This window comes from Pseudomonas sp. SDT291_1_S447 (assembly GCF_054070155.1).
This window is the reverse complement of the sequence record NZ_JBSVXS010000006.1, coordinates 42,846-55,559: the sequence shown is the minus strand read 5'-3', so window position 1 is coordinate 55,559 and position 12,714 is coordinate 42,846. Positions and strand designations below refer to the sequence as shown.

Sequence of the window (12,714 nt, the reverse complement as noted above, 5' to 3'; positions counted from 1 at the left end):
GCCGACTCCTTACAGATCGCCGAAGAAGCGCTTCACACCGTCGAACCAACCAGTGGTTTTTGGCGAATGGCTATTGTCGTCAGCCAGCGAGCTGCGGAATTCTTCCAGCAGTTCGCGCTGACGACGGTTCAGATTGACCGGAGTCTCGACTGCCACACGGCACATCAAGTCGCCCGCACCACCGCCACGCACCGGCGCCACGCCTTTACCGCGTACGCGGAACTGCTTGCCGGTCTGAGTACCCTCAGGGATTTTCAGTTTGACGCGACCGTCGAGGGTCGGAATTTCCAGCTCGCCGCCCAGCGCCGCATCGACGAAGCTGATCGGCACTTCGCAGAACAGATGCTTGCCATCGCGCTGGAAAATGTCGTGCTCGCGGACATTGATGACCACATACAGGTCGCCCGTCGGGCCACCCTGCGTGCCCGCCTCGCCTTCGCCGGACAGACGAATGCGGTCGCCGGTATCGACACCAGCCGGCACTTTGACCGACAGGGTCTTGTACTCTTCAACGCGACCGTCACCGTGGCAGGAGTCGCACGGATCGGAAATGATCTTGCCCTGGCCATGGCAACGCGGGCAGGTTTGCTGCACCGAGAAGAAGCCTTGCTGCATACGCACCTGACCGATGCCACCGCAGGTCGGGCAGGTCGATGGCGACGAGCCTTTCTTCGCGCCGGAACCATCGCACGGCTTGCAGTTGACCAGTGTCGGAACGCGGATATTCACGGTCGTGCCGCGCACCGCTTCTTCCAGATTCAGCTCCAGGGTGTAGCGCAAGTCGCTGCCACGCTGAGCGCCGCCACGGGAACCGCCGCGACCGCCACCGAAGAAATCACTGAAGACATCACCAAAGATGTCCGAGAAGTTCTGACCGCCGAAACCGGCGCCACCGCCACCCATGCTCGGGTCGACGCCAGCATGGCCGTACTGATCGTACGCCGCACGCTTGCTTGAGTCGGACAGCACTTCGTAGGCCTCATTGGCCTCTTTGAACATTTCTTCCGACGCTTTGTCATCGGGATTACGGTCCGGGTGGTGCTTCATCGCCAGACGACGGTAAGCCTTCTTCAGGTCCGCATCGCTTGAGCCGCGCTCAACACCCAACACTTCGTAATAGTCACGCTTTGCCATAAGTCTTCTGCACTCTTGAGGACGTTCGGCAAACCCCTCCTGAGGATGGCCAAACTCGTTGAGCCCCAATACAGGCCCGGACCCAACTCACGTCAATTCAACGATCCTGGTCTTTGTTTCTTGCGGTACTTTCGGCACGAAAAGCAGGAGCATTCCCGGCCATACCGCCAACACGCGAGGCTTGTCGCATGCTGTAAAAATTCGCGTATTCCAGATACGCCAACGCGGGAGCTAGCTCCCGCGCGGCGACATCCTACCAGTCACTGCCTAAAGGCAGTCAACCGGCCGACCAACAACTTACTTGTGGTCTTTGACTTCTTCGAACTCTGCATCGACAACGTCGTCAGCCTTCTCAGCCGATTCGCCTTGCGGGGCTGCGCCATCAGCTGGCTGAGCCTGTTCGGCGTACATCTTCTGAGCAACCGGAGCGGAGACTTTCGACAGCTCTTCAACCTTCGCTTCGATAGCGGCCTTGTCGTCGCCTTTGACAGCAGCTTCCAGAGCAACCACAGCGGCTTCGATCGCAGTCTTCTCTTCGGCGGTGACTTTATCGCCCGCGTCAGCAATCATTTTGCGCGTCGAGTGAACCAGTGCGTCGCCCTGGTTACGGGCAGCGGCCAGCTCTTCGAACTTGCGGTCTTCCTCAGCGTTGGCTTCGGCGTCACGCACCATGCGCTCGATTTCTTCGTCGGACAGACCAGAGTTGGCCTTGATCACGATCGACTGAGTCTTGCCGGTCGCCTTGTCTTTCGCACCAACGTGCAGAATGCCGTTAGCGTCGATGTCGAAGGTCACTTCGATCTGCGGCACACCACGTGGAGCTGGTGGAATGTCGGCCAGGTCGAACTTGCCCAGGGACTTGTTCTGAGTGGCTTGCTTACGCTCGCCCTGCAGCACGTGAATGGTCACAGCGCCCTGGTTGTCGTCGGCAGTCGAGAACACTTGCGATTTCTTGGTAGGAATCGTGGTGTTTTTCTCGATCAGCGCGGTCATCACGCCGCCCATGGTTTCGATACCCAGGGTCAGCGGGCTAACGTCGAGCAGCAGAACGTCTTTCACGTCACCGGCCAGAACGGCGCCCTGAATCGCAGCACCCATGGCAACAGCTTCGTCCGGGTTAACGTCTTTACGTGCTTCTTTACCGAAGAAATCGGTCACCAGCTTCTGTACCAGCGGCATACGGGTCTGACCACCGACCAGAATCACGTCGTTGATCGCGCCAACGTCCAGACCGGCGTCTTTCATGGCGATGCGGCAAGGTTCGATGGTGCGCTGAACCAGGTCTTCAACCAGTGCTTCGAGCTTGGCACGCGAAATTTTCACGTTCAGGTGCTTAGGACCGGTCGCGTCTGCAGTGATGTACGGCAGGTTGACGTCGGTCGACTGAGCGGACGACAGCTCGATCTTGGCTTTCTCAGCGGCTTCTTTCAGGCGCTGCATGGCCAGCGGATCACCTTTGAGGTTCATGCCGCTTTCTTTCTTGAATTCGTCAACGAGGTAGTCGATCAGACGAATATCGAAGTCTTCACCGCCGAGGAACGTGTCACCGTTGGTGGCCAGAACTTCGAACTGGTGCTCGCCATCAACTTCAGCGATCTCGATCACGGAAACGTCGAAAGTACCGCCACCCAGGTCATAAACGATCACGGTGTGATCGCCCTTGGCCTTGTCCATACCGTAAGCCAGAGCAGCTGCGGTTGGTTCGTTGATGATACGTTTTACGTCCAGACCAGCAATGCGGCCGGCGTCTTTGGTCGCCTGACGCTGGCTGTCGTTGAAGTAGGCCGGAACGGTGATCACCGCTTCAGTCACGGTCTCGCCGAGGTAGTCTTCGGCGGTCTTCTTCATCTTTTTCAGGATTTCAGCCGAGATTTGTGGCGGTGCCATTTTCTGGCCGTTCACTTCAACCCAGGCGTCGTTGTTGTCAGCCTTGACGATCTTGTAAGGGACCATCTGGATGTCTTTCTGCACAACTTCTTCGTCGAAACGACGACCGATCAGACGCTTTACCGCGTACAGAGTGTTGTGTGGGTTGGTCACAGCCTGACGCTTGGCCGACTGACCTACCAGGATTTCGCCATCGTTGGCGTAAGCGATGATCGACGGCGTGGTACGCGCGCCTTCAGCGTTTTCGATAACTTTTGCTTTGCCGTTTTCCAGCACGGAGACGCAGGAGTTGGTGGTCCCCAGGTCGATACCGATAATTTTGCCCATGTTAACTCTCCCGAAACTTTGGATTTTTTTGCCGCAGCAGTGGTGGCTAACTGCGGTAATACTTAAACGCTTGACTTCTAAATGGGGGCCTTGCGGCTAATTTCAAGCCTTCTCGTCAATCGAAGGCGAAATTGGCGCAGGCGCCTTGCTGACCACAACCATGGCCGGACGTAGCAGGCGACCGTTGAGCTGGTAGCCCTTCTGGAACACCTTCAGAACGCTGTTCGGTTCTACGTCGGCGCTTTCCTGCATGGCCATCGCCTGATGCTGAACGGCGTTGAACGGTTCGCCGTGCGGGTCGATCGCTTCCAGCTGATAACGCTTGAGGGTGTCGTGGAACATTTTCAGCGTCAGCTCGATGCCTTCACGCATCGGACGAATGCTTTCGTCGTCCGGGTTCGACAGCTCGAGGCCGCGCTCCAGGCTGTCGACGATCGGCAACAGGTCGCCCGCGAATTTTTCCAAGGCAAACTTGTGCGCCTTCTCGACATCCTGCTCGGCACGGCGACGGACGTTCTGCAGATCGGCAGCAACACGCAGAGATTGATCCTGCGCGGCGGCCAATTGCTCTTCGAGCACTTGTACACGGGTCGCCAGGTCATCACCCGAACCTTCGGGCGCCTGATTGGCTTCTGGGTTTTGCGTATCTACTGTCTGTTCGTCAGCCATAGAATTCTCCTTTCAATTTCGTCCGCGAGCCTGACTCGCGCTTCTGCCCCGATATATGGGGCCGCAAAATCAGGCTTCAAGGGCCTTCAAACATTAACCCTACAAAAAAGTGTCGAATCTTCATTCCTCAATGCGCTAAGCAGATTTTCGGTTCAAGCAAATCGACCTAAGGGAGGGCATTGTCAGCGCGAAACAAAACACTGTATAAATAACCAGACCTTTAGCTTGGGAGCGGCCTTTATGCTGGTGCACCTGTCCGTACATAACTACGCCATCGTTGAACATCTCGATCTCGAACTTGATCGCGGGATGAGCGTGATCACGGGTGAAACCGGCGCCGGCAAGTCGATCATGCTCGATGCCTTGGGCCTGACCCTCGGTGATCGTGCCGACAGCGGCGTGGTTCGCCCCGGCGCCGACAAGGCCGACATCCTCGCGACCTTCGATCTGGCGGACATCCCTGAAGCCAGCACATGGCTGGCCGAGCGCGATCTGGAGACCGATGGCCCGTGCATTCTGCGCCGGGTGATCACCTCGGAAGGTCGTTCACGCGGCTACATCAACGGCACCCCCTGCCCGCTCGGCGACCTCAAGTCATTGGGCGAGTTGTTGATCGATATCCACAGCCAGCATGAACACCAGTCCCTGCTGAAAACCGATACTCATCGCCGCCTGCTGGACGAGTACGCCGGCGCTACCGACCTGGCCCGCCAGGTTCAGCTCGCCGCCCAGCGCTGGCGCCAGACTCGTCAAGAGCTGGAGCGTCTCTCCAATTCCGGCGACGAACAACGCGCGCGCCACCAATTGCTGAGCTATCAACTCGAAGAACTGGAAAACCTCGGTCTCGGCGATAACGAACTTGAGCAACTGGAGCAGGAACACAAAAACCTGACCAACGCCGAGACGCTGCTGGGCATTTGCCGGCAAGTGGTCGAGCAATGCAGCGAGAGCGATTCCGGTAATGTGCTGAACGCGCTGACCGCCAGCCTTAATCGCCTGTCGAGCGTGAACAATTCCGTTGGCGCACTGGGCGAAGCCAGCAGTTTGCTCACCAGCGCACAGATTCAGGTAGAAGAAGCCGTTGGCGAACTCAATCGCTTCCTCGATAACTTCGATGCCGATCCGGCGCGCCTGCAATATCTGGAAGAACGCCTCGACGCTATCTATACCCTGGCACGCAAACACCGGATTCAACCCACCGAAGTCGGCGAAATGCAGCAGAAATTGCTGGATGAGATCGAAACCCTCAACGCCAATGACGAATCCATTGAGCGTCTGGGTGAGGAACTGGCCTCCTATGCCCGCCACTATCAGGAGAAGGCCCGGGAACTGAGCGATTTGCGGCATCGTGCTGCCGGCAGCCTCGCCAGCGCGGTTGAGCAGGAGATTCAGCGACTGGGCATGCCCGGTGGGCGCTTCACCATTGAGTTGCGCGCCAACTGCAGCGACGAACTGCTACCTAATGGACTGGAACAGGTTGAACTGCTGGTCAGCGCTAACCCCGGCCAACCGCTGAAGGCGCTGGCGAAAGTGGCATCCGGTGGCGAGTTGTCACGGATAAGCCTGGCTATTCAGGTCATCACCGCGCAAACGTCTCGTGTGCCAACACTGGTATTCGACGAAGTAGACGTAGGCATCGGCGGCCCGACCGCTGAAATCGTCGGCCAGTTATTGCGCCGCCTCGGCGAACGCGGCCAGGTACTGACAGTGACTCACCTGCCCCAAGTAGCGGCGCAAGGGCATCAACATTTATTCGTACACAAGGTTCGGGGCGAAGAGGCAACGCACACAGCCGTCTCCAAATTGAGCAAAAATGACCGTATAGAAGAAGTGGCGCGAATGCTCGGCGGCATCGACTTAACCAAGGAGTCCCTGGCCCACGCCAAGAAAATGGTCGTCACCGCAAAAGTTTAAAGATGGCAGAAAGCACGAAGGCGACCCTTGGGTCGCCTTCGCTCGTTTCGCGAACCGAAATTCGCGCGACATGCTTACTTTTTCTTGCGCACGTATAGCACCAGGTTGTGATCAACCATCTCGAAGCCATGCTTCTCGACGATAGACTTCTGAAGTTTTTCGATTTCTTCGTCGAAGAATTCGATGACTTCACCCGACTCCACGTTGACCATATGGTCGTGGTGACCACCATCGGCCAATTCGAATACCGCGTGGCCACCGTCGAAATTGTGACGGACCACGAGGCCAGCCGCTTCGAACTGGGTCAGAACACGGTAAACCGTGGCCAGACCGACGTCCTCGCCAGCTTCCATCAACGCCTTATAGACGTCCTCGGCACTCATGTGACGCTGCTCGGTGGAGTCGAGCATTTGCAGGATCTTGACCCGTGGCAGGGTCACTTTAAGGCCGGCTTTGCGTAGTTCGCTATTTTCAACCATGGTCAGCTTTCTCGCGATGCTGCTTCGCAGCTTCTCTTAATGCGGGTATGATCGGCGTTTACGTTGTCCCAGCCAAGATAGTGGAAGTCGCCCACCGATGCAAAACACCAAGCTCTTGCTAACCAGTTTCACCTTTGTGGGACTGCTCGCACTCGCCGGTTGTTCATTCCCCGGGGTTTACAAAATCGACATCCAGCAGGGCAATGTCGTCACGCAGGACATGATAGACCAGTTACGCCCGGGAATGACCCGGCCGCAAGTACGGTTTATTATGGGTAACCCTCTGCTTGTCGACACGTTCCATGCCGATCGCTGGGATTATCTGTACAGCCTGCAACCGGGTGGCGGTGAACGCCAACAGGAACGCATCAGCGTTATTTTCAACTCAAACGACCAGCTTGTCAGCCTGTCCGGTGACTTCATGCCGGGCGTAAGCCGTGACGAAGCCATTCTCGGCAAGGACAGTGGCACCACAGTGACCGCTCCTGCTGAAAACGCCGAGAAGCCAACACCGGAAAAACCGGTGAAGCCAGGTTCCTTGCTGGATCAGATCCAGAAGGACGTCGATGGTGTAGAAACCGTTCCGGTTCCGACACCAGAGCCGCTGGACACCTCGCCGCAATAATTTGCGAGGCAATAAAAAACCCGGAAATTCCGGGTTTTTTATTGTCTGCGATTTGGCTTTTTACACGTTTCGAGCCTTGGCTTCAGCTGCTTTCGCCGCACGCAAACGGCGAACCTCTTTTGGATCGGCCAGCAATGGGCGGTAAATCTCGATGCGCTCCCCCGCCCGAATTACCCGCGAATCCGGATCAGCAACCACTTTGCCAAAAATGCCCAATGGACACTCCGCCAGATTCAGCTCAGGAAACTCGCTACCAATACCCGATGCAAGCACCGCAGCCCGCACCGTTGCGCCGTCATTTACGCTAACCGAGCGCAAAACCTGACGATCCACGGCCGCGTACACCACCTCTATCTCGATCACCGGCTCAACCATGCATCTGCTTGGCACGCTGACAGAACGCGTCCACCAGCGTATTGGCGGCCTGATTGAACAGTGGACCCAACGTCGCGCGCACCAGTGGCCCGGCGTAATCAAACGACAGATCCAGGCTGATCTTGCAGGCTTTCTCGTTCAATACCTTGAACACCCAGACGCCGTGCAACTGGTTGAACGGCCCTTCTTCCAGGTTCATCTCGATCGACTGCCCCGGCACCAGCGTATTGCGCGTCACAAAATGCTGACTGAGACCGCCCTTGGCCACGCCGACACTGGCGCGCATATGTTCCGGCGAACTTTCCAGCACTTCAGCGGAGGAGCACCACGGCAGAAACTCCGGGTAGCGCGCGACGTCGTTGACCAGGTCGTAGAGAAACTGCGCTGGGTACGGCAGCAATGCCGATCGTTGAATATGTGTCGTCATGTGAGCGTTACTTCCAGAGCTGAGCGGCAAACACTACAAGAATGCCGATGGGCGCCACGTAGCGCATCAAGAACAAAGACAGGGCGAACAGTGCCGGGTTGCGGATCGACAACTCGTCGCGTACCGCTTCACGCGCCATCACCCATCCGGCAAACAGCACGAAACACAGGCCACCGAGCGGCAACATGATCCGCGAGGTGAAGAAATCGATCACTCCAAAGAAGTCCAGACCGCTCTGCGCACCCCATTGGTAGAGATGGAACATCCCGCCTTCGTTCACGAAAAATTTGGCTTCCTTCCAGATATTGAAGGAGAACACCGTGCCCAGACCGACGAACCAGCAAGTGAAGGCAAGCCAGAAAGTCACCCACGCGCGGCTGACTTTGGTGCGCTCAACCAGATAGGCAACCATCGGCTCCAGAAGGGAGATCGCCGAACTCCAAGCAGCGATCGCCACCAGCACAAAGAACACCACGCCCATCAACTGACCGAACGCCACGTTACCAAAGGCAAATGGCAGACTGACGAACATCAGGCCAGGCCCCTCGCTAGGATTCAGGCCTCCAGCAAACACAATCGGGAACAACGCCAGACCGGCGACCAGCGACACGAAGGTATCGAGCAGTGCCACGCCGACAACTGTACCGGACAACGAAGAGGTCTTTGGCATGTAAGCGCCGTAGATCATGATCGAACCGACACCGACGCTCAGCGAGAAGAACGCGTGGCCCATCGCTGGCAGCAAGCCGTCGAGGACTTTTTCCGGGTGGAAGTCGAACATGAAATGCACGCCTTCCATGAAATGCCCGGTGGTCATGCTGTAACCCAGCAATACCAGGATCATCACGAACAGCAGCGGCATCATGATGCGCAAGCTGCGCTCAAGTCCGGCAACCACGCCTTTGGCGATCACATAGGCTGACAGCAGCATGAAAATCGTGTGCCAAAGTGTCAGGCGCCATGGATTGGAGATGACATTGCCGAAATAAGCGCCGACCTGATCGGCCGTCGCGCCCTGGAAGTCGCCGCGCCCCATGTCGACGATGTAGTCCAGCGACCAGCCGCCGACCACACTATAGAAAGACAGGATCAGCAAGGCCGTGATCATCCCGGCAAACGCTCCCCACGACCACTTGCCCGAATGTCCGGCTTCCAGCGCCAGCACCTTCAAGGCGTTCGCCGGACTTTGCCGGGCGCGCCGGCCGATCAGGGTTTCAGCGAGCATGACCGGGATGCCGATCAGTGCGATGCACGCCAGAAACATCAGTACAAACGCACCGCCGCCGTAGACCCCGACCATGTAGGGGAACTTCCAGATACTACCCAGTCCCACGGCCGAACCGGTCGCGGCGAGTATGAATACCCAGCGGCTAGCCCAACTGCCGTGGACAGAAACCTTGTCTGTCGACATCGTTTATCACGCCCAAGCGTTAGAAAAAGAGGCCGCATTGTCCGGGATTCACTCAACCTGCTCAAGCACGCAGCATCACCGTAGCCGACAGCGGTTTATCTCCATATAATGCCGCCCCTATGGCTAAACAGAAGAAACACCCAACAGGGACCATCGCGCAGAACAAAAAGGCGCGACACGATTACTTCATCGAGCATAAGTTCGAGGCTGGTCTGGTCCTGGCCGGCTGGGAAGTAAAAAGTCTGCGGGCAAGCAAGCTACAGCTGGTCGACAGCTATGTCCTGCTCAAGGATGGCGAAGCATGGTTGCTCGGCAGCCACATCACGCCTCTGATGACCGCAAGCACCCACGTCATCGCTGACCCGGTGCGCACACGCAAATTGCTGCTCAACCGCCGCGAGCTGGAAAAGCTTGCAGCGATGGTGCAGCAAAAGGGTTACGCCTGCGTCTGCCTGTCCTGGTACTGGAGCAAGCACATGGTCAAGTGCGAAATTGCTCTGGGCAAGGGCAAGAAGGAATACGACAAGCGTGACACCGAACGCGAGCGCGACGCCGGTCGTGAACTGCAGCGTGCGGTGCGCAACAAGGGCAAGGAAGACTAGTCTTCCCCCCCCCTTGAAAGCAAAGATCGCAGCCTTCGGCAGCTCCTACACTGGGATTCGCCTTTCCCTGTAGGAGCTGCCGCAGGCTGCGATCTTTTGCTTTAAAAAATCACATCCCCTTGCGCCGCTCCGCCCGGGCCATGCGCTGAACCTCCTGCCGCACCTCTTCCAGCACCTCCTGCACATACAAAATATGTCGGCTGGAAACTTCCCGCGCCTGCTCCGCACGACCTTCGATAATCGCCAGATACAATTCCCGATGCTGGGTGATCAGCATGTCGCGGGTTTCCGTGCGCTGCTTGTACATGCCGCCGATGTTGGTGACCACATTACGTTTGAGCAGATCGAACAGCCCGCGAATAGTGTGCAGCAACACCGCGTTATGGCTGGCTTCGGCAATTGCCAGATGGAATTTCGCATCCGCCGCGCCCTCCTCTGCCCGACTGACTTCATCGTGGCGCGAATAGCAGTCCTGCAGCTCTTCGAACGCTGCGGTCAAGCGCTCGCGATCCACATCCGTAGCGCGCAATGCGGCGTAATAGGCGCACGATGCCTCCAGAGTGTGCCGAAATTCCAGTAGATCGCGTTGTGCCTCGGGGTTGCTTTCTAGCAGCTGCAACAGCGGATCACTGAACGTCGAGCCCAGACTTTCCACCACATAATTGCCGCCACCCTGCCGACTGACCAGCAGCCCTTTCGCCGCGAGCTTCTGAATCGCTTCGCGCAGCGACGGCCGTGATACGCCAAATTGTTCGGCGAGCGTGCGCTCCGCCGGCAGCCGCTCACCGGACTTCAGCGTGCCCTCAAGGATCATCCCCTCAAGTCGCTCGACAATATCGTCAGACAAACGGCGCTGACGTATCTGATCAAACCCCATAACTCATTTCTCCACGATCCCGACCGCTCGCCGGGCTCTCTATTCTGGCCTATCGGCGCCTTGTCGACACCTACCAGACGCTACTTGCCGAAACCGGATCAGATGCGATCTGCACCGCTTGTTCGACAAAAGTTTTAGCGCGGCAAATTGACACACCGCCATCAAGGCTTTTACCCTAGCCAACAGCGATTGTAAATTGGTATTACCAATTATCCAAGAACGCTGACAGTGCCTGACCAACAACAATTAGGGGCCACCCCATATGCAAACCTGGCAACAGCTATACAGCCCGCTCGGCAGTCTCGGCGTATCCGCACTCGCGGCCGTCATCCCCATCGTGTTCTTTTTCCTCGCATTGGCGGTGTTCCGCCTCAAAGGCCACGTGGCCGGGAGCATCACCCTCGCCCTGTCGATTGCCGTGGCGATCTTCGCGTTCCAGATGCCGGTCGACATGGCCTTCGCCGCCGCCGGTTATGGCTTCGCCTACGGTCTGTGGCCGATTGCCTGGATCATTGTCGCGGCGGTATTCCTCTACAAACTGACGGTCAAAAGTGGTCAGTTCGAGGTCATTCGCAGTTCGGTGCTATCGATTACTGACGACCAGCGCCTGCAAGTGCTGCTGATCGGTTTCTGCTTCGGTGCTTTCCTGGAAGGTGCCGCCGGTTTCGGTGCGCCGGTGGCGATTACTGCCGCACTTCTTGTCGGCCTGGGCTTCAACCCGCTGTACGCCGCCGGCCTGTGCCTGATCGCCAACACCGCGCCGGTGGCGTTTGGCGCCTTGGGGATTCCGATCATCGTTGCCGGCCAAGTCACCGGCATCGACGCGTTCAAGATCGGCGCCATGACCGGTCGCCAACTGCCATTGCTGTCGCTGTTCGTGCCGTTCTGGCTGGTGTTCATGATGGACGGCCTGCGCGGTGTGCGTGAAACCTGGCCAGCTGCACTGGTGGCGGGCCTGAGCTTCGCCATCACCCAATACTTCACCTCGAACTTCATCGGGCCAGAATTGCCGGACATCACTTCGGCGCTGGCCAGCCTGATCTCGCTGACTCTGTTCCTGAAAATCTGGCAGCCAAAACGCGCCGCCGGCCAACACATCGCCGGCGCCGTGTCCGCTTCGGTGGTCACCGCCAGCGTCGGCGGCTTCGGCCAGAAGCGCACTACCGTGGCGTCGCCTTACAGCCTCGGGGAAATTTTCAAGGCCTGGTCGCCTTTCCTGATCCTCACCGTGCTGGTGACCATCTGGACACTGAAGCCTTTCAAAGCGATGTTCGCCGCTGGCGGCTCGATGTACAGCTGGGTGTTCAACTTCGCGATCCCGCACCTTGATCAACTGGTGATCAAAACCGCACCGATCGTGGCGGCTCCAACGGCAATCCCGGCGGTGTTCAAACTCGACCCGATTTCCGCGACCGGCACGGCGATTTTCTTCTCCGCGCTGATCTCGATGCTGGTCTTGAAGATCAATTTCAAAACTGGTCTTACCACTTTGAAAGAGACCTTCTACGAACTGCGTTGGCCAATCCTGTCGATCGGCATGGTGCTGGCGTTCGCCTTCGTCACCAACTACTCCGGTATGTCTTCGACCATGGCCTTGGTATTGGCCGGAACCGGCGCGGCTTTCCCGTTCTTCTCACCATTCCTCGGCTGGCTCGGTGTGTTCCTCACCGGTTCGGATACTTCGTCCAACGCCCTGTTCAGTTCGCTGCAAGCGACCACCGCTCACCAGATCGGCGTCAACGACACCCTGCTGGTGGCAGCGAACACCAGCGGCGGCGTGACCGGCAAGATGATCTCGCCACAATCGATCGCCGTGGCCTGCGCCGCGACCGGGCTGGTGGGCAAGGAATCGGATCTGTTCCGCTTCACCCTCAAGCACAGCCTATTCTTTGCAACGATTGTCGGTTTGATCACCCTGGCTCAGGCCTACTGGTTCACCGGCATGCTGGTGCACTAAACCTACAAGAAACATTGAAAAAACCGACGC

12 protein-coding genes are annotated in these 12,714 nt (G+C 57.8%); 4 read left to right on the top strand and 8 right to left on the bottom strand.

Features of this window, described 5'->3' with window-relative positions; genetic code table 11:
- Positions 1-9 precede the first annotated feature (9 nt).
- The 3 genes from dnaJ to grpE form a co-directional block, all read right to left on the bottom strand.
- Positions 10-1,134: a molecular chaperone DnaJ gene (gene dnaJ / locus ACW9IR_RS03945; protein WP_007915222.1), complete on the bottom strand. Its 1,125-nt coding sequence runs from the start codon at positions 1,132-1,134 to the stop codon at positions 10-12.
- A gap of 297 nt (positions 1,135-1,431) precedes the next feature.
- Positions 1,432-3,348, bottom strand: coding sequence for a molecular chaperone DnaK (dnaK, locus tag ACW9IR_RS03940; RefSeq protein ID WP_007915221.1), 1,917 nt, complete (start codon positions 3,346-3,348; stop codon positions 1,432-1,434).
- A 102-nt stretch (positions 3,349-3,450) separates the two neighbouring features.
- Positions 3,451-4,017 carry a nucleotide exchange factor GrpE gene (grpE, locus tag ACW9IR_RS03935; protein ID WP_007915219.1) on the bottom strand — a complete coding sequence of 189 codons (567 nt, stop codon included), beginning with the start codon at positions 4,015-4,017 and terminating at the stop codon, positions 3,451-3,453.
- Between the two features lie 240 nt (positions 4,018-4,257).
- Here grpE and recN point away from each other — a divergent pair, with 240 nt between their 5' ends.
- Positions 4,258-5,931, top strand: coding sequence for a DNA repair protein RecN (gene recN, locus ACW9IR_RS03930; protein ID WP_110718997.1), 1,674 nt, complete (start codon positions 4,258-4,260; stop codon positions 5,929-5,931).
- A gap of 74 nt (positions 5,932-6,005) precedes the next feature.
- Here recN and fur read toward each other — a convergent pair whose 3' ends face one another.
- Positions 6,006-6,410: a ferric iron uptake transcriptional regulator gene (gene fur, locus ACW9IR_RS03925; RefSeq protein ID WP_016771770.1), complete on the bottom strand. Its 405-nt coding sequence runs from the start codon at positions 6,408-6,410 to the stop codon at positions 6,006-6,008.
- Between the two features lie 97 nt (positions 6,411-6,507).
- On the opposite strand from fur, the gene ACW9IR_RS03920 reads away from it, so the two are divergent.
- Positions 6,508-7,035, top strand: coding sequence for an outer membrane protein assembly factor BamE (locus ACW9IR_RS03920; RefSeq protein ID WP_007915215.1), 528 nt, complete (start codon positions 6,508-6,510; stop codon positions 7,033-7,035).
- Positions 7,036-7,095: 60 nt separating this feature from the next.
- On the opposite strand, the gene ACW9IR_RS03915 is transcribed toward ACW9IR_RS03920, so the two are convergent.
- From ACW9IR_RS03915 to ACW9IR_RS03905, 3 genes are read right to left on the bottom strand one after another with little or no spacing between them, the layout of a single operon-like run.
- Positions 7,096-7,410, bottom strand: coding sequence for an RnfH family protein (locus tag ACW9IR_RS03915; protein WP_457461767.1), 315 nt, complete (start codon positions 7,408-7,410; stop codon positions 7,096-7,098).
- Complete coding sequence (locus tag ACW9IR_RS03910; RefSeq protein WP_016986510.1) at positions 7,403-7,837, bottom strand: type II toxin-antitoxin system RatA family toxin; 435 nt, start codon at positions 7,835-7,837, stop codon at positions 7,403-7,405. Before ACW9IR_RS03910 ends, ACW9IR_RS03915 begins: the two co-directional genes overlap by 8 nt.
- Before the next feature lie 7 nt (positions 7,838-7,844).
- Positions 7,845-9,248, bottom strand: a complete 1,404-nt coding sequence (locus tag ACW9IR_RS03905) for a sodium-dependent transporter (protein ID WP_457461765.1) — start codon at positions 9,246-9,248, stop codon at positions 7,845-7,847.
- Between the two features lie 119 nt (positions 9,249-9,367).
- Between ACW9IR_RS03905 and smpB the strand changes: the two genes are divergently transcribed.
- Positions 9,368-9,850 (top strand): SsrA-binding protein SmpB, encoded by a 483-nt coding sequence (smpB, locus tag ACW9IR_RS03900; protein ID WP_008088297.1) that lies wholly within the window; start codon positions 9,368-9,370, stop codon positions 9,848-9,850.
- 109 nt (positions 9,851-9,959) lie between these two features.
- On the opposite strand, the gene ACW9IR_RS03895 is transcribed toward smpB, so the two are convergent.
- Positions 9,960-10,727: an FCD domain-containing protein gene (locus tag ACW9IR_RS03895; protein WP_007915207.1), complete on the bottom strand. Its 768-nt coding sequence runs from the start codon at positions 10,725-10,727 to the stop codon at positions 9,960-9,962.
- Positions 10,728-10,989: 262 nt separating this feature from the next.
- Between ACW9IR_RS03895 and ACW9IR_RS03890 the strand changes: the two genes are divergently transcribed.
- Positions 10,990-12,684, top strand: a complete 1,695-nt coding sequence (locus ACW9IR_RS03890; protein ID WP_457461762.1) for a lactate permease LctP family transporter — start codon at positions 10,990-10,992, stop codon at positions 12,682-12,684.
- The last annotated feature ends 30 nt before the right edge of the window (positions 12,685-12,714 follow it).

Bases quoted from the DNA above. Each gene is read 5' to 3' on its own strand.
- ACW9IR_RS03905 (WP_457461765.1), bottom strand. From the start codon at position 9,248: ATGTCGACAGACAAGGTTTCTGTCCACGGCAGTTGGGCTAGCCGCTGG.
- ACW9IR_RS03895 (WP_007915207.1), bottom strand. From the start codon at position 10,727: ATGGGGTTTGATCAGATACGTCAGCGCCGTTTGTCTGACGATATTGTC.
- dnaJ (WP_007915222.1), bottom strand. From the start codon at position 1,134: ATGGCAAAGCGTGACTATTACGAAGTGTTGGGTGTTGAGCGCGGCTCA.
- ACW9IR_RS03890 (WP_457461762.1), top strand. From the start codon at position 10,990: ATGCAAACCTGGCAACAGCTATACAGCCCGCTCGGCAGTCTCGGCGTA.
- ACW9IR_RS03920 (WP_007915215.1), top strand. From the start codon at position 6,508: ATGCAAAACACCAAGCTCTTGCTAACCAGTTTCACCTTTGTGGGACTG.
- ACW9IR_RS03910 (WP_016986510.1), bottom strand. From the start codon at position 7,837: ATGACGACACATATTCAACGATCGGCATTGCTGCCGTACCCAGCGCAG.
- smpB (WP_008088297.1), top strand. From the start codon at position 9,368: ATGGCTAAACAGAAGAAACACCCAACAGGGACCATCGCGCAGAACAAA.
- grpE (WP_007915219.1), bottom strand. From the start codon at position 4,017: ATGGCTGACGAACAGACAGTAGATACGCAAAACCCAGAAGCCAATCAG.
- ACW9IR_RS03915 (WP_457461767.1), bottom strand. From the start codon at position 7,410: ATGGTTGAGCCGGTGATCGAGATAGAGGTGGTGTACGCGGCCGTGGAT.
- dnaK (WP_007915221.1), bottom strand. From the start codon at position 3,348: ATGGGCAAAATTATCGGTATCGACCTGGGGACCACCAACTCCTGCGTC.
- recN (WP_110718997.1), top strand. From the start codon at position 4,258: ATGCTGGTGCACCTGTCCGTACATAACTACGCCATCGTTGAACATCTC.
- fur (WP_016771770.1), bottom strand. From the start codon at position 6,410: ATGGTTGAAAATAGCGAACTACGCAAAGCCGGCCTTAAAGTGACCCTG.